18 protein-coding genes are annotated in these 19,183 nt (G+C 64.9%); 9 read left to right on the top strand and 9 right to left on the bottom strand.

Features of this window, described 5'->3' with window-relative positions:
• The first annotated feature begins 166 nt into the window (after positions 1–166).
• Positions 167–925 carry a sulfite exporter TauE/SafE family protein gene (locus tag BRAGE_RS0116585; RefSeq protein WP_027557898.1) on the top strand — a complete coding sequence of 253 codons (759 nt, stop codon included), beginning with the start codon at positions 167–169 and terminating at the stop codon, positions 923–925.
• A 16-nt stretch (positions 926–941) separates the two neighbouring features.
• On the opposite strand, the gene BRAGE_RS51680 is transcribed toward BRAGE_RS0116585, so the two are convergent.
• Positions 942–2,228 carry an adenylate/guanylate cyclase domain-containing protein gene (locus BRAGE_RS51680; protein WP_051377902.1) on the bottom strand — a complete coding sequence of 429 codons (1,287 nt, stop codon included), beginning with the start codon at positions 2,226–2,228 and terminating at the stop codon, positions 942–944.
• Between the two features lie 224 nt (positions 2,229–2,452).
• On the opposite strand from BRAGE_RS51680, the gene BRAGE_RS48750 reads away from it, so the two are divergent.
• Positions 2,453–2,944, top strand: coding sequence for a cupin domain-containing protein (locus BRAGE_RS48750; RefSeq protein WP_051377900.1), 492 nt, complete (start codon positions 2,453–2,455; stop codon positions 2,942–2,944).
• Positions 2,945–2,999: 55 nt separating this feature from the next.
• On the opposite strand, the gene BRAGE_RS0116570 is transcribed toward BRAGE_RS48750, so the two are convergent.
• Complete coding sequence (locus tag BRAGE_RS0116570; RefSeq protein WP_027557899.1) at positions 3,000–3,665, bottom strand: GntR family transcriptional regulator; 666 nt, start codon at positions 3,663–3,665, stop codon at positions 3,000–3,002.
• 118 nt (positions 3,666–3,783) lie between these two features.
• Between BRAGE_RS0116570 and BRAGE_RS0116565 the strand changes: the two genes are divergently transcribed.
• The 7 genes from BRAGE_RS0116565 (at position 3,784) to BRAGE_RS0116535 (ending at position 11,334) form a co-directional block, all read left to right on the top strand.
• Positions 3,784–4,578, top strand: coding sequence for an enoyl-CoA hydratase/isomerase family protein (locus BRAGE_RS0116565; RefSeq protein WP_027557900.1), 795 nt, complete (start codon positions 3,784–3,786; stop codon positions 4,576–4,578).
• 9 nt (positions 4,579–4,587) lie between these two features.
• Positions 4,588–5,841: a CaiB/BaiF CoA transferase family protein gene (locus BRAGE_RS0116560; protein ID WP_027557901.1), complete on the top strand. Its 1,254-nt coding sequence runs from the start codon at positions 4,588–4,590 to the stop codon at positions 5,839–5,841.
• A gap of 51 nt (positions 5,842–5,892) precedes the next feature.
• Entirely contained in the window at positions 5,893–6,885 is a 993-nt protein-coding gene (locus tag BRAGE_RS0116555) for a Bug family tripartite tricarboxylate transporter substrate binding protein (protein ID WP_027557902.1), read from the top strand.
• Between the two features lie 200 nt (positions 6,886–7,085).
• On the top strand, positions 7,086–7,568 hold the full coding sequence (locus BRAGE_RS0116550) for a tripartite tricarboxylate transporter TctB family protein (RefSeq protein WP_028146300.1): 483 nt from the start codon (positions 7,086–7,088) through the stop codon (positions 7,566–7,568).
• Positions 7,569–7,579: 11 nt separating this feature from the next.
• Positions 7,580–9,121 carry a tripartite tricarboxylate transporter permease gene (locus BRAGE_RS0116545; RefSeq protein WP_027557903.1) on the top strand — a complete coding sequence of 514 codons (1,542 nt, stop codon included), beginning with the start codon at positions 7,580–7,582 and terminating at the stop codon, positions 9,119–9,121.
• Positions 9,118–10,125, top strand: a complete 1,008-nt coding sequence (locus BRAGE_RS0116540; protein ID WP_027557904.1) for a 4-hydroxythreonine-4-phosphate dehydrogenase PdxA — start codon at positions 9,118–9,120, stop codon at positions 10,123–10,125. The genes BRAGE_RS0116545 and BRAGE_RS0116540 overlap by 4 nt, the downstream gene beginning before the upstream one ends.
• A 186-nt stretch (positions 10,126–10,311) precedes the next feature.
• Entirely contained in the window at positions 10,312–11,334 is a 1,023-nt protein-coding gene (locus tag BRAGE_RS0116535; protein ID WP_035729772.1) for a L,D-transpeptidase family protein, read from the top strand.
• Here BRAGE_RS0116535 and BRAGE_RS0116530 read toward each other — a convergent pair.
• The 7 genes from BRAGE_RS0116530 to BRAGE_RS0116500 are packed head-to-tail and all read right to left on the bottom strand — an operon-like array spanning position 11,313 to position 19,181.
• The gene (locus BRAGE_RS0116530; RefSeq protein WP_027557906.1) at positions 11,313–12,320 is read right to left on the bottom strand and encodes an ABC transporter substrate-binding protein; all 1,008 of its coding nucleotides are present in this window, start codon (positions 12,318–12,320) and stop codon (positions 11,313–11,315) included. The two genes, BRAGE_RS0116535 and BRAGE_RS0116530, sit on opposite strands and share 22 nt — an antisense overlap.
• Positions 12,317–14,413, bottom strand: coding sequence for an adenylate/guanylate cyclase domain-containing protein (locus BRAGE_RS0116525; protein WP_027557907.1), 2,097 nt, complete (start codon positions 14,411–14,413; stop codon positions 12,317–12,319). Before BRAGE_RS0116525 ends, BRAGE_RS0116530 begins: the two co-directional genes overlap by 4 nt.
• Before the next feature lie 21 nt (positions 14,414–14,434).
• Positions 14,435–15,451, bottom strand: coding sequence for a SphA family protein (locus tag BRAGE_RS0116520; protein WP_027557908.1), 1,017 nt, complete (start codon positions 15,449–15,451; stop codon positions 14,435–14,437).
• A gap of 51 nt (positions 15,452–15,502) precedes the next feature.
• Complete coding sequence (locus tag BRAGE_RS0116515; RefSeq protein ID WP_035731270.1) at positions 15,503–16,933, bottom strand: DUF1254 domain-containing protein; 1,431 nt, start codon at positions 16,931–16,933, stop codon at positions 15,503–15,505.
• Positions 16,934–16,962: 29 nt separating this feature from the next.
• Complete coding sequence (locus BRAGE_RS0116510; RefSeq protein WP_027557910.1) at positions 16,963–17,988, bottom strand: DUF1254 domain-containing protein; 1,026 nt, start codon at positions 17,986–17,988, stop codon at positions 16,963–16,965.
• A 12-nt stretch (positions 17,989–18,000) separates the two neighbouring features.
• Entirely contained in the window at positions 18,001–18,942 is a 942-nt protein-coding gene (locus BRAGE_RS0116505) for an HlyD family secretion protein (RefSeq protein WP_027557911.1), read from the bottom strand.
• A complete protein-coding gene (locus BRAGE_RS0116500) occupies positions 18,942–19,181 on the bottom strand; it encodes a DUF3302 domain-containing protein (protein WP_027557912.1) in 240 nt (79 codons plus the stop codon). Before BRAGE_RS0116500 ends, BRAGE_RS0116505 begins: the two co-directional genes overlap by 1 nt.
• Positions 19,182–19,183: the final 2 nt, after the last annotated feature.

The following is a 19,183-nucleotide window of genomic DNA, read 5'->3' as shown; positions in this document are numbered from 1 at the left end:
ATGACCGTCAGTTATCTCGACCTGTTTCTCGGATTCCTCGGCTTGGTGTTTGGCGTGCCCTCGGCGCTGCCCGGCCTGTTTTTCCGGAACGAGGACACCTCACGCCGGCGGGCTTCGTAGAGAAAGCGAGGGGTGGGATCAGCCAAATCGTGTCGGAGATGCCGATATGGAATTGACGGTCACCACCATCCTCATCGCCTTCGCCGGCGTGTTCCTGATCTGCTTCATGAAGGGCGCCTTCGGCGGCGGCTTCTCCATCGTTGGCATTCCGCTGTTGTCCTTCGTGATGGACCCGGTGACCGCCGGCGGCCTGCTCGCGCCGTTGTTCATCGCGATGGACCTGTTCGCGCTGCGCTACTGGAAGCCGTCGACCTGGTCGAAGCCGGACCTCGCGCTGCTGCTGCCCGGGCTGCTGATCGGCATCGGGCTCGGCTATGGCCTGTTCCGCGTGCTCGACCATCGCGCCGTCGCGATCGTGATGGCGGTCGTCACCCTGGTCTTTGTCGGGCTGTGGTTCTTCAGCGATCCGAAGGTGATCATCCGCCCGCGCTCGAAGCCGAAGGCGGTCGCCGCCGGCCTCGCCTCTGGTGTCACGACCATGGTGGCGCATTCAGGCGGACCGCCGCTGGCGATGTATCTGCTGCCGCTCGGCCTCAGCAAGGAGGTCTATGCGGGAACGACGAGCCTGTTCTTCACCGTCGGCAACGCCACCAAGGCCGTGCCGTGGCTGCTGCTGGTGCGCCCCAGCGGCAACGTCTGGATCGTGATGGCGATCTGTCTGTTCGCCATTCCGGCCGGCGTCTGGCTCGGCTGGCGCCTGCACGGAAAGCTCGATCAGCAGCAGATTTTTCGCGCCTGCTACGGTCTGCTCGTGGTCACCGCGTTGAAGCTGTTGTGGGACGGCGTCTCCGGCTATCTCGCGTGAGGGATACGCGCGCTGGTCAATTCGGGCCCAATCGCGAACCGCCGATGCGGTTGTATTCGGCAAGAAAATAGTCGTTTGGAAGATGGCCGTCGCTGTTGCGCGAGCATTCCTTCTTCAAGCCATTGAGAAAGAACATCTCGTGCGCGCGATGGTGTTTGGCTTCGATCGGGCCTCGTGATTCCAGCTCGAACAGGCCATTGACGTGTCCTGCCACGGTCTCCGAGACGTTGATCCGTCCGACAACGCCGAAGGCTTCCATGAACCATGCGGTGTTGACCGCGTCGCCCCAGATATCGAAGGTCATCCTGCGGTTGCCGACGACACCGGAAATGACCGGCCCGGTATGGATGCCGATGCGCAATTGCAAGGCCTGGTCTCCGCTGGCCCCGCCCTGCGCCCCCAGATGGTCCAGCCGGGCGCGCATCTCCAGCGCCGCCAGGCAGACATCGATCGGGTGGCGTCGATCGGGCGAAAGGACGCCGGCGACCGCCATGTAGGCATCGCCCATGGTCTTGACCTTCTCCAGCCCGTGTCGGGCGCCGATCTCGTCCAGGGTCGAGAAACAGCGATCGAGGAGGTTGATGAGCCGCGCCGGCTCGGTTCGTTCGGCGAGCAGCGTGAAGCCTTGGATATCCGCGAACAGGATGGTCGCGGACCGCGTGTATCTGGGCCGGACCCTGCCGCTGCGCCTCAGCTCGTCGGCGATCGGAGCAGGCAGGACATTGCGCAGCAGATCCTCGGCGCGCGCCCGGTCTGCGGCGGCCTCCAGTCGGGCCTGCTCCATATCCCTGATCGTCCGGCCGTACTCGATCAGCTTCCGGCGCAGCTCGAGTTGCGCCAGCACCTGACGGGACAGCATCCGGAGCGCCTCTGTCTGCTCGAATGACAGCCGCCGCGGCTCGAAGTCCATCACGCAGAGCGTGCCGAGCGCATAGCCCTCATCGGTGATCAGCGGCATGCCGCAATAGAAGCGGCAGGGCGGCGTCAGCATGACCATCGGGCTGTTCTCGAAGCGCGGATCGGATTTCAGGTCGGGCACGACGAGCAGCTCGGCGCCGCAGATCGTCGTGCAAACCGCGCTCGCGCGGGGCGCGTCGGTGACTTCGGCCGGCAGGCCGTATCTTGCCTTGAGCCAACGCCGCTCATCATCGATGAAGCTGATATAGGACACCGGGCAACCGCATATCTGCGCCGCAAGCTGGGTGATCTCGTCGTAAGCGGATTCCGGCGCGCTATCGACGATGTCGAGCGCGTGCAGGGCGGCCAGACGTTCAGTCTCGTTTGCGGCGGCCGGTGAGGGCATGCTGGTCTCCGCGTCTGGAGAACCTGAAAGGAGAATCCGAGACAGGCCTCCCGCTCATTTGGGAAGCCCCACAGGCGCGGCAAGTGGCGGCCGCCGTGGTGGGACGGGCGTGGTTCCATCATCACGCATCCTTGGCAGGCGCTGGAAGGAACGTTGCGGCATCGGGCGGGTTCGCACCCGCTGCAAGTCAATGTGTCGCAACCCTATCCGCGGAGGGAACCGCCATGACCAGCAATATGACCAGTGATGTCGCGCAACCCCTGTTCCGCGCGCCGGGGACTGGACCTGCGCTCGACGTGCTCGGCGTGACACACAGCTACAAGGCGATGGCGAGCGAGACCGGTCAACAATTCTCGATATGGGAATCGATCGTGCCGCCGGGGCGCGGCGCACCGGCGCACACGCATAGCCGCGAGGATGAAGCATTCTATGTGCTGAGCGGCGAAGTGCTCATGGACGTCGAAGGCACGACCGATCCACTGCGTCTCGGCCCCGGCGCATTTGTCTTTGCGCCACGCCACCGGCGCCACGGCTATCACAATGCCGGCACCGATACCGCGCGCCTGTTGGTGTTCGCGATGCCTGGCGCCGGCCTCGATCGCATGTTCGCTGCCTTCGCAGAGCTGGCGAAGCAGAACGGACGGATGCCGCCGATCCAGAGCGTCGCGGCAATCGCCGAGCAGCATGGCGTCGTGATCCATTCGTCGGCTGATTGAACCGCTGTTTGCCGGCGCGTTCGGCGCAGGTCAGGCTGATGCTCAAGCCTTTGCCTCACGCGATCTTCAGCGTGGGCTCGCTTGCGTCGGTTTCGGCAAAGCCGGCCTGCAAGACCTCCTCGCGCTTGTGCCGCAGATGGGCGCGCAGGATGTGGGAGAGGCCGGCGCCGTCGCGCCGCTGCAGCGCGTTCAGGATCGCCTCATGCTCCTTCACCGCCAGCGCCCAGCGCTGCGGTGTCATCGGCGTGACGTAGCGCGCGCGGCGGATGCGCGCGGTCACGGAGGCATAGACCGCCGCAAGCGCGGGATTTCCCGCCGCGGTGACGATGGCTTCGTGAATGGCCCGGTTGCCGCGATAGTACTGGATCAGATCGCCCTCGCGATAATGCCGCACCATCTCCTCATGCGCGGCAGCGATCTCACCGATCCCGGCATCGCTGATGCGCTCGCAGGCGAGCTCGCCGGCAAGGGCCTCCAGGCCCTGACAGACCTCGAACAGATCGCGCATGTCCTTGTCGGTCAGTTTTGCCGCGCGCGAACCGCGATGCGGCAGCAGCTGCACCAGCCCCTCTGCGGCCAGCACCTTGAGCGCTTCGCGCAGCGGCGTGCGCGAGATCTGGAGCCGTTCGCACAGCTCGCGCTCCGGGATCCGCGCGCCCGGCGGGATCTCGCCATCGAGCAGGATGGCGCGGATGCGGCCGACAACCTCCTCATGCAGCATGGCACCTGCTCCACGGTTTGAATGCAAAAATGCAATCATGCGTCGAAATCTGGAAGTTCCAGCTTGATAATCGTAAATTTTGCATTCAAAAATGTAAAAAACAAGAGGATATGAGGAAATGGACCAGGCAGTGGAGGCAAACGACCTCGTTTTTGAATGCAAGGACGGCATCGGGCGGATCACCTTCAACCGCCCGCAGGCCCGCAATGCCTTCACCTTCGCCATGTACGAGCGCCTCGCGGCGATCTGCGAGGAGGCCAACCGCGATCAATCGATCAAGGTACTGGTGCTGCGTGGGGCCGGCGACAAGGCCTTCGCGTCGGGCACCGACATCAACCAGTTCCGCGAATTCAAGACGCCGCAGGACGCCATCGACTACGAGAACCGGATCGACCGTGTGCTCACCACGCTCGAGCAGTGCCGCGTGCCGACCATCGCCGCGATCAACGGCTTCTGCACCGGCGGCGGAGCGGGCATTGCCGCGGCCTGCGACCTTCGCATCGGGACGCGCAGCACGAAAATCGGATTTCCGATCGCGCGGACGCTGGGCAATTGCCTGTCGATGTCCAATGTCAGCCGTCTCACCGCGCTGATTGGCGCCGCCCGCGTCAAGGATCTGATCTTCACCGCGCGCCTCGTCGACGCCGCAGAGGCCGCGAGCGTCGGCTTGCTCGGCGAGGTCGTTGATGACATCGCAGTGCTCGACCAGCGCGCCGACGAGGTGGCCCTGCTGCTCGCCAGCCACGCGCCGCTGACGCTGACTGCCACCAAGCAGGCGGTCGCCCGGCTGCAAAAGCGGCTGACGCGGGACGAGGGCGAAGACCTCATCCTGATGTGCTACACGAGCCAGGACTTTCGCGAAGGGCTCGATGCTTTCCTCAACAAGCGCGCGCCGCAATGGCGCGGGCAATAGGACGCCCCGATGCAAAGCTCGCAATCCACCGCCCGCCGTTCCGGACCGCTCGCCGGCCTCAAGGTCATCGATCTCACTCACGTCATGGCGGGGCCGACCTGCACGCTGATGCTCGCCGACATGGGCGCCGACGTCATCAAGATCGAGAAATCGCCGAACGGTGACGACACCCGTCATTCGGTGCCGCCGAAGATCGGCGACGAGGCGGCTTCCTTCCTGATGATGAACCGCAACAAGCGCGGCATCGTGCTGGACCTCAAGACCGACGGCGGCAAGCAGGTGCTGCGGCGACTGATCGCCACCGCCGACGTGCTGGTCGAGAACTTTGCGCCCGGCGCCATGGAGCGCCTCGGCTTCGGTTACGAGGAGCTGCACAGGCAGCATCCCTCGCTGATCTATTGCTCGCTCTCGGGTTTTGGCCGTACCGGTCCCTACAAGCACCGCCGCGGCTTCGACCTCGTCGCGCAGGCCATGAGCGGCATCATGAGCTTTACGGGCGAACGTCCCGACGGTCCGCCCGTCAAGTGCGGACCGCCGCTGTCCGACATCACCGCCGGTCTGCTCGCGAGCATGGGCATTCTGGCTGCCTATACGCACCGTCTCAAGACCGGCGAAGGGCAGTGGGTCGAGACCTCGCTCTATGAGGCCGCATTGGTGCAGACCTATTGGCAATCCACGATCGCGCTCGCCGCCGGCACCGCGCCGCGCGCGATGGGCTCGGCCCATCCGCTCAACGCGCCTTATCAGGCCTTCGAAGCCTCCGACGGCTGGCTCGTTGTCGGCGGCGCCAACAAGAAGCACTGGCTGCTGATGCTGGAAGCGCTCGGCGCGAGCGAGCTCGCCGTCGATCCGCGCTTCGTCAACGGCTCGGACCGCATGGCGAATTTGAAGGAGCTCGAAGCGGTCCTGAGCGAGCGCTTCCGCACCAAGTCGCGGGCGCATTGGCTGGCGGCGCTGGACGAGAAGGGCGTGCCGTGCGGCCCCGTGCACGACATGCTGGAGGCGCTGAGCGATCCGCAGACGCTGGCGCGCGAGATGGTGGTCGAGGTCGAGCATTCCACGCTCGGACCGGTCAAGACGATCGGTCTTCCCGTGAAGTTTTCGGAGACCCCAGGCAAAGTGCTGTCGGGCGCACCGGTCTATGGTGAGCATACGCGCGATGTGCTGGCTGAATACGGGTTCGACCCCAAGCAGATTGAAGCGCTCGAGCAAGAAGGCGCGATCGTTATGGCATCAGGGAGGCGCGAGGAACGCGTCGCCTGACCGGACGTCGATACGACGGATCAAACAAAACAAAAGAAGCTGGAGGAAATCATGGGTCGGACATCAACGCTTCTGCTCTCTGTGGCTGTGGCCGTGCTCGCAGGCACGCCGGCGGCGTTGGCGGCGTGGCAACCGCAGAAGCCGATCGAGTTCGTGGCCACGGCAGGGCCGGGCGGCGGCACCGACAATCTCGCCCGCGCGGTGCAGAACATCATTACCAAGTACAAGCTGACGGAGCAGCCGATCGTCGTCGTCAATAAGGGCGGCGGCAGCGGCGCCGAAGGCTATGTCTACGGCAGGGCCTCCGCGGGCGATCCCTACAAGGTGATCTTCGGCACATCGAACGCCTGGCAGCAGCCGCTCGTCTCCAAGGTCGCCTTCAACTACACCGACCTTACCCCGATCGCGGCGATGGCGCAGGACGAGTTCCTGCTCTGGGTCAAGCAGGACGCGCCCTACAAGAATGCGGGCGACTACCTCAAGGCGGCCGCGTCGGGCGAGTTCAAGATGGGCGGCGCGCAGTCCAAGGACACCGACGAGGTGCTGACGCGCATGATCGAGAAGGCCGGCAAGGTCAAGCTGACCTACATCCCCTTCAAGAGCGGCGCCGAGACCGCCGTGCAGCTCGCCGGCGGACATCTCGACTCCCACGTCAACAATCCCAGCGAAAGCGTCGGGCAATGGCGCGGCGGCACGCAGCGGCCGCTGTGCGTCTTCAGCCCGAAGCGCCTGCCGCAGGGGCCGAAGGTCACGGCGAGCGAAGGCTGGAGCGACGTTCCGACCTGCGTCGAGCAGGGCCTCGACATCAAGCAATATGAGCAGCCGCGCACGGTGTGGCTGCCCGGCAAGATCACGCCGGACCAGGCCGCGTACTATGTCGACCTCATGAAGAAGGTGCAGGCGACGCCAGAATGGAAGGACTACATCGAGAAGACCTCCCAGGTCGACACCTTCCTGACCGGCGCCGAGTTCGACAAGTTCATCAAGGAGGACCTCGAGCACGTCAAGCAGGTCGCGGGCGAGCAGGGCTGGCTGGTGAAGTGAGGCGGGGCTCGTGCCACAATCTCCACCGTCGTCCCGGCGAACGCCGGGACCCATACCGCGTGATCTCTCGAGGACGGTTGGTCGTCGTACCGACGTGGCTTCGAGTCTTCGTCAAACGTCTCCCTGGGGTTATGGATCCCGGCGTTCGCCGGGACGACGCTTAGTGGTGGGTAAAACACGCGATTCGACTGGAGCCCTCGATGATCTCGCGCCGCGCGCTTGAGCTTGCGACCGCCGCTCTCACCGGCAGCTTCGGTGTCGCTGTCGTCATCTCCAGCCTCGACAACGGCATCGGCTGGTCGAGCGCGGGCGTGGACGCCGGCACGTTCCCGTTCCTGACCGGCATCATCATCGTCGCTGGCAGCCTCTACAATCTGGTGCGAGGCGTGCTGCCGGTCGCCTCGCTCGCCAACGTCCCCATCGCGATCACGGGAATCGAGCTGCGCCGGCTCGCCGGGCTGTTCGTGCCGGCTGCGATCTTCGTGGCCGCGATCCCGCTGCTCGGCATGTATCTCGCCTCGGCGGGGTATGTCTTCGCCGTGCTGGCGATCCCAAGACACCAATCCCTGCCGCGCGCGCTCGCCATGGCGGCGGCCACGGCGCTCGCGCTCTATGTGGTGTTCGAGCGCATGTTCCAGGTCAGCCTGCCGCACGGCGCGCTCGCCGTCGCGCTCGGCTTCTGACGGAGGAGCGGATGGACAATCTCCAGGAGCTCCTCCACGGCTTCACCATCGCGGTCACCATGCCGCATCTGCTCCTGATGGCGGTCGGCGTGCTGCTCGGCATTCTCGTCGGTGTGCTGCCGGGACTAGGCGCGCCCAACGGTGTGTCACTGCTGCTGCCGCTCACCTTCGGCATGCAGCCGGTGTCGGCGATCATCCTGCTCTCCAGCATGTATTGGGGCGCGCTGTTCGGCGGCTCCGTCACCTCGATCCTGTTCAACATCCCCGGCGAGCCGTCCTCCGTCGCAACCACCTTCGACGGCTACCCCATGGCGCGCGACGGCCGGCCGACCACGGCGCTCGCGACCGCCTTCGGCTCGGCCGCGTTCGGCGCGCTGATCGGCGTCATCCTGATCACGTTCCTGGCGTCCTGGGTGGCGCAGGTCGCGCTCGCCTTCGGGCCGCCGGAATATTTCGCGGTCTATTTCCTGGCCTTCGCCAGCTTCGTCGGCATGGGCGGCGCGGCGCCGATCAAGACCGTCGTGGCGCTGGCGATCGGCTTTGCCATCGCTGCGATCGGCATCGACACCGTCTCCGGCAGCGTGCGCCTCACCATGGGCGTGGACGAGCTGGTGAAGGGCGTGAACTTCGTTGTCGCGGTGATGGGCCTGTTCGGCATTGGCGAGCTCTTGGTCGCGGTTGAGGAGGAGTTCCATGCCCGCGCGGTCTCCTCCAAGATCGACTGGCGCGAGGTGTTCCGTGCGGTCGGCCGGCTGCCGCGCCACAGCGTTGCGCTGCTGCGCAGCGCCGCGATCGGCTGCTGGATGGGGATCACGCCGGGCGGCCCGACCGCGGCGTCCTTCATGAGCTACGGCATCGCCCGCCGCTTCTCGCGCCGCGGTCGATATTTCGGCACCGGCGAGGTCGAAGGCATCATCTCGCCGGAGACGGCCGACCACGCCGCCGGCACCAGCGCGCTGCTGCCGATGCTCTCGCTCGGCATTCCCGGCTCCGCCACCGCCGCCGTCATGATGGGCGGCCTGATGATCTGGGGCCTCAATCCCGGCCCGATGCTGTTCGTGGACCAGAAAGACTTCGTCTGGGGCCTGATCGCCTCGATGTATGTCGGCAACATCGTCGCCGTCGCGCTGGTGCTGCTGACCGTCCCGGTGTTCGCCGCCTTGATGCGGATTCCCTTCGTGGTGATCGCGCCGCTGATCGTCATCATCTGCGTCGTTGGCGCCTATTCGGTGTCGAACTCCTATCTCGACGTAGTCATGATGCTCGGCTTCGGCATTGTCGGCTATCTCTTCAAGAAGCTGTTCTATCCCTTGGCGCCGCTGGTGCTCGCGATCGTCATCGGCGACAAGGCCGAGGATGCGTTCCGGCAATCGATGCTGATGTCGAAGGGATCGCTCGGGATCTTCTTCGCCAACAAGCTGGTGACCTGCCTGATCGTGGGCGGCATTGCGCTGCTCCTGCTTCCGCTTGCCTTGCAGTTCGCGCGCCTGTTTCGCAAGCCTGCGCCATCCGCCAATGAGACGACGACTGCTCAGGAGAAGGTGATCATATGACCGCAAAGCCGCTCATCGCGCTGGCAATGGGAGATCCCGCCGGCATCAGCCCAGAGCTGACTGCGAAGCTGGTGGCTCAGGACGATATCCGCGCCCGCTGCCGCCTGGTCGTGATCGGCGACCGCCGGATCTTCGACGAGGGCGCGCGCGTCGCGGGCGTCACACCGGAGCTGACCAGAGTGGAGCAGGGCGCCAACTTTCGCGCGACACAGGGCGATGCACTGTTCCTTGACCTCCGCCATCTCGATCCCAGAAATGTCGAGCCGAAGACCGCGACCCTTGCCGGCGGCAAATTCGCGCTCGCCAATTACCGGCACGCGCTCGAGCTTGGCCGCGACGGCCATGTCGATGCCGTCTGCTTCACTCCCTTCAACAAGCAGGCGATGCGGCTTGCCCGCGCCGAGTATGACGACGAGATCGCGTTTTCCGCAGAGGTTGTCGGGCTCAGGACGCCTGCAAGCGAATTCAACGTGCTGGACCGGCTCTGGAACGCACGCGTCACCTCGCACATTCCGCTGAAGGACGTCGCCGCAAACCTGTCCAGCGAGCGCATCCACCGTGCGCTCAAGCTGACCGATGCCTGCATGCGCAACGCCGGTTTCGCGCGGCCGCGCATCGCGGTCGCCGGTCTCAATCCGCACGCCGGCGACGGCGGCAATTTCGGCCGTGAGGAGATCGATGTGATCGCGCCCGTGGTCGCGGCCGGGCAGGCCGAGGGCATTGCCGCCGAGGGACCGTTCCCGGCCGATACCGTGTTCCTGCGCGCCAAGGCCGGCGCCTTCGATGCGGTGCTGACGATGTATCACGACCAGGGCCAGATCGCGATGAAGCTGATGGGGTTCGATCGCGGCGTGACCCTGCTCGGCGGCTTCCCGTTCCCGATCTGCACGCCCGCGCACGGCACCGCCTACGACATCGCCGGCCAGGGCATCGCATCGATCGGTGCCAGCCGCGCCGCGCTGCTGCTCGCGGCGGAGATGGCGGCGCGCCGCGCGGCGGTCTGATATCTCGCCGTAGGACGCGACCTCATCCTGAGAGCCCGCCGTGGGCGGACGTCTCGAAGGATGCGCCGCAGACAACTCCGCCCGGGAAAAACCGGAAACTTCTGCCCTCGCGCCGAGTTGCCATTTCGGTGAGTGTCTCCATCCCGGAGCTGGCAGATGGGCGGTCGCGTGTTGCGAAGGACAGTGATGGGCGCCAGGTCGGCCGGCCGCGCCCGCGAAATCTGCCTTGTTCTGGCCCTTGCGCTGAGCACGGCGCCTGCATTCGCGGCCGAGATCAACCCCGCCGCCATCGATTCTGCCGAGCCCTCGAAGAAGAGTCTCTCGAACGAGAAGCCGACGCCGGCGGGCGTGCGTCTGCAGGTCCTGCTCGACAGGGCGCATTTCTCGCCAGGCGAGATCGACGGCAGGTTCGGCGAGAACGCGAAGAAGGCGCTGCGGGCCTATGCCGAAGCCCGGCAACTGCCGAGCTCGGACAACCCGACCGAGGAGGTCTGGAAGGCACTGCGGGCGGACGACCGGCCGGTGACGCTGACCTACACCATCACCGAGCAGGACATGGCGGGCCCGTTCCTGAACAAGCTGCCGTCGAAGATGGAGGACATGAAGGACATCCCGAAGCTTGGCTACACCAGTCCGCGCGAAGCCCTCGCCGAGAAGTTCCACATGAGCGAGCGGCTCCTTGCCGCGCTCAACCCCGGGCGCCAGTTCGATCGAGCCGGCGACACCATCGTCGTCGTCGACACCGCGAGCGCAGGCGAGGAGGCACCCGCCAAGGCCGACCGGGTCGAGATCGACAAGGTCAGGCAGACCGTCAAGCTGTTCGACAAGTCGAATGCGCTGATCGGGTTCTATCCGGCAACCGTCGGGAGCGAGGAGAAGCCGTCGCCTTCAGGTACGCTCAAGGTCACGGAAGTCAGCAAGAATCCGTTCTATCGCTACAATCCCGCTTACCGCTTCAAGGGCGTCCATTCCCGCAAGCCCTTCACCATCAAGCCCGGTCCGAACAATCCGGTCGGAACGATTTGGATCAACCTGTCCGCCGAAGGCTACGGCATTCACGGCACGCCATCGCCGGACAAGATCTCCAAGGCCGAATCCCACGGCTGCGTGCGCCTCACCAATTGGGACGCCGAACGCGTTGCCGGGCGCGTCGCGAAAGGGACGCCGGTCGCGTTCGTGGATGATCACTATCCGACCGCTGCCAGGTAGAGCTGCGTGTCGAAATAATCCGACGCGCGCACGGCATTGGTGACACCGGCGTCCGTCATGAAGAAGTCGCTGACCTGCTGCAACCATTTTGCGACGGTTCCGTCCGCGTAGAGCCGCCGCCATTCACGCGCGGAGTAGAGTTTTTGCGCCTTGAAGGCCTCGGTGAGATCGGCCGGACGCGACCGCCTGTAGTGGGCCTGGAGCGCTTCGGCCGCGGCGGCCGGGTTGCGCACCATGTGGTCGTTCGCATCGACCCAGCCACGGATGATCCGGCTCAGGATCTCCTTGTTTCCGGCATAATAATCGGTCCGCGCCGCCCAGCCGCCGAGCACGGCCGATTGCGGATAGAACGCAGAGGCATCCACCAGCTTCACCGCCTCGGGCAGCGCCTCGCGCACGGCGACGTTGAACGGTACCCAGAGCGCGACGGCCGGCACTTCGCCGGCGATGAACGCCCCGACCGCGTCCGGCATGCTCGAATTGACGATCTCCACCTCGGACGGATTGATGCTATTGGCGCGTAGCGCCCGGTCGAGGAAGATGTGCGCCGTGGTCTTCTTGGTCGTCGCGATCCGCTTGCCCCTGAGATCGGCGAGCTTGGTCACCCCGAGCGACGGCCGGCCCCAGAGCTGCGCGGTCGCAACCTCGATGTCGTTGATGAGAAAACCCCGGCCGCGACCGAGCGCAAGATAATTGGAGATGACACCGCCGGCCGAGACGACCTCGAGCTCTCCGCGCATCATCGCCTCGAAGACCTCGGGGCCGGTGTTGAACTCTTGCAGCTCGAAATCGATGCCTTCGCGGTCGAACGAGCCGCGATCGAGGCCAGTCCGGATATGACCGTCCACCGCGACCACGTGGAGATAGCCGAGCCGGAGTTTCGTGCGGGCCTGCGCAATGGCCGGTGCCGCGAGCCCGACCGACGCGACCGCCAGCGCGGCGCCACGGCGCAGCAATTGCCGGCGACTGGGCTCGCGAATGCTCATGCCGCCGCCCCCTGGGCTGAGGACCGTAATCGCTGGGCATGAAGCAGCGCGACGGAGTCCTTGGGATAGTCGTGCAGGAATCCGGAGAGCCGGACCGGGGCCGTCTCGGCCGAACCGTCCTGGGCGATTGACGCGAACACCTCGTCCCAGCGGCGGCACATCGCAATCTCGGCCTCGCCCGCCTGCGCCAGCTCCCCGCGCAGCTCGCTGACCTCGATCGGCTCGGCAAACCCCTTCGGGGTGATGTTGTCGACGCTGCGGAACAGGAACGCATGGCCCACGCGGGCACGAACAGCCGAGCTGACCAGCACGCGCGTGCCGTAGCTCTTGTTGAGGCCTTCCAGCCGTGACGCCAGGTTCACGGTGGCGCCGAGCGCGGTATAGTTCATCCGGTCGCTCGAGCCGACATTGCCGACCACGGCATCGCCGACATGCAGGCCGAAGCGCGTGTCATAGGGCGGCCAGCCCTCGCGCCTAAAGTCCTTGTTGAGGGCCTCGTTGGCCGCGAGGCAGGCGAGAACCGCGCGGCAGGCATTGGCGGTATGATCAGGATCATCCGCGGGCGCATTCCAGAACGCCATCACGGCATCGCCGATATATTTGTCGACCGTGCCCTGGTGCCGCATGATCTCGTCCGACAGCACCGCGAAATAGCGCGAGGTGTAGATCATCACCTGCGACGGGTCCGCGCGTTCGGTCTTGGCCGTGAAGTCGGCGACGTCAGTGAACAGCACGGTGACCTCGCGCCTGGAGCCGCCGAGGCGGAGTGATGAGCCGGTCTCGATCAGCTGCCGCACGATCGGCCGCGGAATGAAGCTCGCAAAGCTGCGGACCACGCTGCGCATGGTGAAGACCGAGCGGCCGAGCTCCTCGACCTCGGCGATGGCGGAATGGATGCGCGGCCGTTCCGCGATGTCGAAACGCTGGATCGCATCGGTCTCCTCGACCAGCTTGCGCAGCGGCTGCGCCATCCGCGACCCCAGCCAGAACGCGAACGGCATGGTCGCGCCGACGAAAGCCAGCGCCAGCGCGAACAGCGTGCGCCGCTCATTGATGATCTGGGCGTAGAATTCATCCAGCGGTGCGAACATCGCGAGCCGGACATTGGCCGAGCCGGTCGTATCCAGCCGGTGAACCGCAGCGATATAGGTCCGGCCCGCGGCGTCATCGAAGAATTGCTGGGCCGGCCCGCCGCCGCGCCAGGAGCGGATGATCGGCACCAATGCAGGAAGCCTGAGCGCGCCGATCTGCGGCAGGTCGTCCTGCCGCTCCGGGATCTCCGCCATCAGGCGGTTCATCTCGGGATGGCCGACGATGCGGTCGGCATCATTGAACAGGAAGGCGAGGCCCGATTGGCCGAGCTTCTGCTCCGCCAGCATGTCCTCGAACCGGTTCAGCAGCACGTCGCCGGCGACGACGCCGCGGCGGCCTTCCTTCAGCGGCGTCCGCAGCGTGTAGCCGGGCTCGCCCGTGGCGTAGAAGACGTAAGGCCCCGTCAGCAGCGTCTTGTCGTTCCTGAACGCCTCGACATACCAGGGCCGCTGCCGTGGGTCGTAGCCGGCAGGGCCGGGGACCTCCGCGACCTCGATGAGGTTTTCGGACAGATATTGCGTGACCGGGGCGCTGCCGGCCGTGCGCGAGATCACGACCAGCCGGAATTTCGCATCCTCATCGACCTTCAGGCCCGCCCGGAACGCCGGCTTGGCGCGGTCGATCACGTCCATCTCGATGAAAGAGCCGTCCTCGTAGCCGACATAGAGATTGAAGAGCTGCGGGTTGTTGCGCAGCATCGCCGCCATCAGGCTGTATAGCCGCGAATTGTCCGCGATGTCGGCCTCCTGGATCGGCGGCATGCCGGACAGGACGTCGAGATTGTCGCGGACATTCTTGAACTGCTCGTCGACATGGTCGGCACCGAGCTGCGCCACCTTCTCGATGAAGCCGGAGGCGGCCGTCCGCGTGATCGAAGTCACGCGCTCGAAGCTGAGATAGACCAGCGTCAGGCCCACGAGCAGCACCACGCCCACGAACACCGTGATGATCGATGTCTGGAAGCCGATGCGAAACTGCCGCTTTGTCTTCTCTCCCGTCATCGGAGCTGCGTGACGCCTCCGTCAGTATTTTCGAACGATCGGCTTCGTCGCGGCCGGCGCGGGCGCTGCCGGCGAGACCGAGAAGGTGACCCAGGTCGACCAGCTGTTCGGCCGGTTCTCGGTCTCGAGGTCCTTGTAGCCGCGGATGTTGAGATAGCCCTGATAGCCGTCGGACATCGGGATCATGAAGCCGATCTGCGGGCCGATGCCGACCGACATGCCCCTGAAACCGCCGAGCTTGGCGCCGGGGCCGCTGTCGTCGGTGATCTGCTGGAAGTAGTAGCCGGTGAGCCCGACATGGACGTTCTTGCTGACGAACTGCGAGGCGGCCCAGTCGAGATGGAAGTCGATGCCATTCTGGTACTGCAGCGCGCCGTTCATGAAACTATAGGTGAGGCCGCCGACGACAGAGAATTCGTGGCCGGTCTTCGGATCGAGATAGGTGTAGCCGGCGCCCGCATCGATCGCCGGGAAGCCAAAACTCAGATTCGCGAGCCGGCTGGAATCATAGGTGCCGCTCGGGATGTTGCCGGTGATGTAGACCAGCTCGTTGTGGACGCCCTGGTTCCATTTCAGCGTGCCCTGGTAGAACACGTCGGTGAGCGTGGTGCGGTTGTCCGTGGCGCTGCCCGAGATGGCGTTGCCGCGTGGCCCGGTCAGCGTCGCGTCGATGCCGACGCCGATGTTTCCGGGAGCGGTGAGCACGGTGAAGCCGGCCTGGCCGCCGAGCACCGGCATCGCCGAGGTGTAGGTGATACCCATCACGAGCACGTCGGCATGAGCCTTGAGGCCGGCGGTCACCGATCCCGAGATGCCGCCGCTGGTGACGAAGTTCTGCCCGGCCCCGGCTTTTTCGTTGAGGTGAATGTACATCGTCGAATAGGCCCATCCCGGCGTCACCGGCACGGCGGCGAGGCTGCCGAAGATGCCTGGAAGCCAGAAGCTGACGCCGCCGGAATCGGCGAGGGCAGGCTGGGCGGCGAAGCCGGTGAACGCCATTGCGATGCCAAGCGTGGCGCTGCGAAGCTGTCCCGTCATGTCATTCCCCTCACGCTTGTCGTAGCCACCAATCCACGTCCCACGGTCCCGCTACTTCGTGGCGCCTCCGACGGTCGTCGCGAACCGTTCGACGTCAGGTAGCTTCCAGCTCTTCGCGAAGAGTTCCTGCTTCGGCCCGTAAAGGCGGAACATCAGCTCGAACTTGCGGGCGGGGTCGGTCGGGATCCAGTTAGCCTCCTGGCCGGCGGGCGGCTTCGGCCCGAGATAGAGATCGACGGACCCGTCAGCATTTCTGTTCCCGTTGGCATTGTTCGAAGCGCGACTCGCGCGGTCGACGTTCTTGATGAGCGCGTGCGTGTCGCGATCATAGGCCGTCAGCGACCAATACTGCTCGACCGGCACATCAGGCGGAACGTGCAGGCGATACGTCGTCGCGCCGTCGTAGCTCTGGCCGTCTCTGTCCTTGATGTTGATCAGGTAGAACTGGCCTGCACCGAGCCGTTTGATGCCGATATAGGCGTACGTATAGGTAATGCCCCGCCAATCGACCGGATAGGCGTCCGGCTCGTCGAATTCAGCCGCCGCCGCCTTGAGCAAGTCGGGATGCGCCGGAACGGTCCAGTGCGTTCCCTCGAAGAACGGAGGCAGACCGGCGTCGTATTTCGCCGCCATCCATGCATGCGCTTCGGCGATACCGGCTGCGAGGGCCTGCTTCACCCTCGCATCGGGCGCGAACGCCTTGCCTTTCTCGATACCGATCGCGCGCAACTGATCGATCATCGCGCGGTCGCGTGGAAGCCATGGCTCGCTCTGCACGGCGCGATGGAGATTGACGAAGAAGCTGTCGTCGTAGCGGATCGTCGAGTCGAACACGACGTCCTTGACGTCGGTAAAGACCGTCTGCGGCGGGCTGGATGCCTGGGAGATCGGATAGATCTTGATCTGCTTGCCGTAAGCGATGGAGTTCGCCACGTCGGCATCGCCATGGCTTTTCATATTCGAGCGGAACAGGGCGTAGCTTCCAAACGTGTTGGGCTGAAGCGGTTCGAAGCCTGCGGGCACCTGGCCCGTGTAGCCGGGCGGCAGCATCACGAGCTTGACGCCGGCCCCCTTGTCGACGCCGAGCAGGCCTGCGTCTTCCAGCGGCTGCTGCCAGGCATTGACGATGTTGGCATTGAGGGAGCCCGCAGCGCCTGCCGGCGGAATCTCGATCACGATCGGACCAGCATCCTTCGTGTTGAGGAACGCCATCAAGTAGAGCGTATCTGGGTTCGGCGTCAGCGTCTGGTTCTTCCAGTCCAGCGGCTTGCCCCAATAGATCACCTGGTTCACCTTGCCCGGCGTCTTGGTCAGCATCTCCTGGAGCATGAGGTCGTAGTTGACGATCGGCATCCCCCAGATGACGGCCTCGACGGCGCGGGCTTGAGCCTGGTGCGCAGTGAGTTCATCCAAGGAGTTCGACTGCGCATTCGTGCCCATGGTCAACATGACGGCGAAAGCGGCAACGATTGCACGCTTCATGACAGCCTCCAGGGTATGCATAATGTCGCTCATGATCCGCCCACCGCCTGCGGTTCGGGGAATTTCCACTTGCTGTTCAGGATTTCGGGCCGCGGCCGGTAGAGCCGGACCGTGTAGTTCCAGCCCTTCATGATCGGCAGGCAGTTCGGGATCTTGCCGTCGCAGCCGCCGAACTGCACAGCGACGAAGCCGTCAGCAGATTTCGCCGCGGTGATGTTGTTGAGCGAATACGCGCCGTATGGGTTCTTCTCGAAGTAGCCCTCGGCATTGTAGAGGCTGATCGACCAGAAACCGTCGACCGGCACGTTGCCGGGAACGGTCAGTTTGTAGACCGTGGTGCCGTCGTTCCTTTCCGGATTGAAGCTGAGATAGGTGGCTTCCTTGTCGGGATTGCCGCCCCATCCGGCTGCGGTCCCGATCAGATGCTTGACCGGATCGACCTGCTCCTTCGATCCGAACGCATTCTTGAACCCACCCGTCGTTGCAGCCAGCACCAGAAGGGCATCCCGGACCTTCTTCTGGCTGCCGGCATCCCAGTTCGGAATGTCGAATTTGCCCGGAGACTTCTGGCTGATCCTGACCGCGTCCTGCAAGGCGTGGACTTTTTCGATGTCCTTGGGATCGTTGGGGTCAACCAGCGTCCGCAGCGCGATCATGACGTAGCGCGTGCCGACCTTGTTCTTGTCGAATGTGTAGCTCCCCGCGCCATATTCGACCTTGCCGACGACGTAGTGGTCCTCGTTGATCACCTGCATTGACCGGAATCGCTTGCCTGCATCCGGTAACGTGATCGTCGCGGGGCCGGCGTCGAGGTCGAGGACGACGGTCGAGTACAACGTGTCGCGGTTGGACCGGATCACCATCTGCTTGTTGATCTGAATCGGTTCGCGATGGTGAAACAGCTTGCCGATCCCGCCGGCATCCTTGACGCCGTTGCCGAAATAGAGATCGCTCTCTGCGCGGCCAAAATTGTCGACCGTCACCGGGACTTGCGATTGCGCATGCGCGGCGGGCGTGAGGAGAAGGAATGAAGCCGTCATCAATGCTCTTTTCATGGCGCCTCTCGCTCAGAACGGATTGACGTAATTCAGTATCGCGACCTGCCGCAGGATCACGCGACGCACGACATGGGTCGGCTTGACGTGGTCGGTATAGATCGCGGCCGTGCCGGCGCTGCCGGCCGGCAAACGTCTGACGAAATCGGCATCGTCGAGCTTGACGCGAACGACGAAAGGCGCGGCCTCGATCGCTTTCGGCATGACGGCCGTGCCCGACGTCTGGGTCTGTCCCGGCGCAATCGCCTGGAGCACGCTCTCGACCTTGCCGGCAAAAATCTGCCCGGGCGCGAATTTGAAGGTCGCCTCGACCTCCTGGCCGGGTGCCACGTAACGTGCATCGATCTGGTTGATCTCGACGCCGATGATGGTGGAGGAGGTGTCGATGAAGGCCATCACCGGCGACAGCGGCAAATTGGCGACGCGCGCGCCCTTGCGCAGCGCAAGATTGGTGACGTAGCCGTCGGTGGGCGCACGCACCACGGTCTTGTCGAGGTTCCACTGCGCGGCCTCGAGCTGGCCGGAGAGCTGATCCGCCTCGGACTGGCGCTGCTCGACATCGAAGCCGCGGCCGGCGTCGCGCTCGTAAAGTTGCGTCATCTGGCCGAGCCGCGTCTTGGCGAGCTTGAACTGGGCATCGATCGCCTTGACCTGGGCGGCGTAGGGCGTCGGATCGATCTTGAACAGCACGTCGCCGGATCGGAGCGGCACGTTGGCGGCGACAGGGACGTCGGTCACTTCGCCGGCGACGTCAGGCACGATCGAGACCGCATTGCGCACGACCAGCGCATTGCCTTGCGGCGCGCCCCATCCCATCGGGATGAAGAGACAGATCAGTACGATCGCCATGACGATGAAGGGCGACGCCTTCCAGAACAGGTTGAAGCGCACGACGCCGAAGTGCACCAGAAGAAACAGCAGCACCAGGTAGGTGTTGAGGATCGCGACGGCCATCACGCATCTCCCGCCTTGCGCGCGGGCACGTCGAGATAGGCCCAGATGAATGCGAGCGGCCACAGCGCGAAGCCGAAGAACAGCGTGATCCAGCCGGCGACTGTCACGGCCTGCGCATGGGGATGGCCGCGGGACTTCGCGATGTGTCCGGGCAGCCAGCCGGCGATGCAGACGACGCCGATCGCGCTGGCGAGCAGGATCACCAGCACGATCCATGCGAAGATGTCGTAGCCGCTCATGA

Origin of the sequence: Bradyrhizobium genosp. SA-4 str. CB756 (assembly GCF_000473125.1) — a bacterium.
Classification (GTDB): Bacteria; Pseudomonadota; Alphaproteobacteria; order Rhizobiales; family Xanthobacteraceae; genus Bradyrhizobium; species Bradyrhizobium arachidis.
The sequence above is the reverse complement of the archived record's forward strand: the minus strand, read 5'-3'. Positions and strand labels throughout refer to the sequence as shown.

What these genes read in the sequence shown, in the direction of transcription:
- BRAGE_RS0116585 (WP_027557898.1), top strand. Translation starts at nt 167, where the DNA reads ATGGAATTGACGGTCACCACCATCCTCATCGCCTTCGCCGGCGTGTTC.
- BRAGE_RS51680 (WP_051377902.1), bottom strand. Translation starts at nt 2,228, where the DNA reads ATGCCCTCACCGGCCGCCGCAAACGAGACTGAACGTCTGGCCGCCCTG.
- BRAGE_RS48750 (WP_051377900.1), top strand. Translation starts at nt 2,453, where the DNA reads ATGACCAGCAATATGACCAGTGATGTCGCGCAACCCCTGTTCCGCGCG.
- BRAGE_RS0116570 (WP_027557899.1), bottom strand. Translation starts at nt 3,665, where the DNA reads ATGCTGCATGAGGAGGTTGTCGGCCGCATCCGCGCCATCCTGCTCGAT.
- BRAGE_RS0116565 (WP_027557900.1), top strand. Translation starts at nt 3,784, where the DNA reads ATGGACCAGGCAGTGGAGGCAAACGACCTCGTTTTTGAATGCAAGGAC.
- BRAGE_RS0116560 (WP_027557901.1), top strand. Translation starts at nt 4,588, where the DNA reads ATGCAAAGCTCGCAATCCACCGCCCGCCGTTCCGGACCGCTCGCCGGC.
- BRAGE_RS0116555 (WP_027557902.1), top strand. Translation starts at nt 5,893, where the DNA reads ATGGGTCGGACATCAACGCTTCTGCTCTCTGTGGCTGTGGCCGTGCTC.
- BRAGE_RS0116550 (WP_028146300.1), top strand. Translation starts at nt 7,086, where the DNA reads ATGATCTCGCGCCGCGCGCTTGAGCTTGCGACCGCCGCTCTCACCGGC.
- BRAGE_RS0116545 (WP_027557903.1), top strand. Translation starts at nt 7,580, where the DNA reads ATGGACAATCTCCAGGAGCTCCTCCACGGCTTCACCATCGCGGTCACC.
- BRAGE_RS0116540 (WP_027557904.1), top strand. Translation starts at nt 9,118, where the DNA reads ATGACCGCAAAGCCGCTCATCGCGCTGGCAATGGGAGATCCCGCCGGC.
- BRAGE_RS0116535 (WP_035729772.1), top strand. Translation starts at nt 10,312, where the DNA reads ATGGGCGCCAGGTCGGCCGGCCGCGCCCGCGAAATCTGCCTTGTTCTG.
- BRAGE_RS0116530 (WP_027557906.1), bottom strand. Translation starts at nt 12,320, where the DNA reads ATGAGCATTCGCGAGCCCAGTCGCCGGCAATTGCTGCGCCGTGGCGCC.
- BRAGE_RS0116525 (WP_027557907.1), bottom strand. Translation starts at nt 14,413, where the DNA reads ATGACGGGAGAGAAGACAAAGCGGCAGTTTCGCATCGGCTTCCAGACA.
- BRAGE_RS0116520 (WP_027557908.1), bottom strand. Translation starts at nt 15,451, where the DNA reads ATGACGGGACAGCTTCGCAGCGCCACGCTTGGCATCGCAATGGCGTTC.
- BRAGE_RS0116515 (WP_035731270.1), bottom strand. Translation starts at nt 16,933, where the DNA reads ATGAAGCGTGCAATCGTTGCCGCTTTCGCCGTCATGTTGACCATGGGC.
- BRAGE_RS0116510 (WP_027557910.1), bottom strand. Translation starts at nt 17,988, where the DNA reads ATGAAAAGAGCATTGATGACGGCTTCATTCCTTCTCCTCACGCCCGCC.
- BRAGE_RS0116505 (WP_027557911.1), bottom strand. Translation starts at nt 18,942, where the DNA reads ATGGCCGTCGCGATCCTCAACACCTACCTGGTGCTGCTGTTTCTTCTG.
- BRAGE_RS0116500 (WP_027557912.1), bottom strand. Translation starts at nt 19,181, where the DNA reads ATGAGCGGCTACGACATCTTCGCATGGATCGTGCTGGTGATCCTGCTC.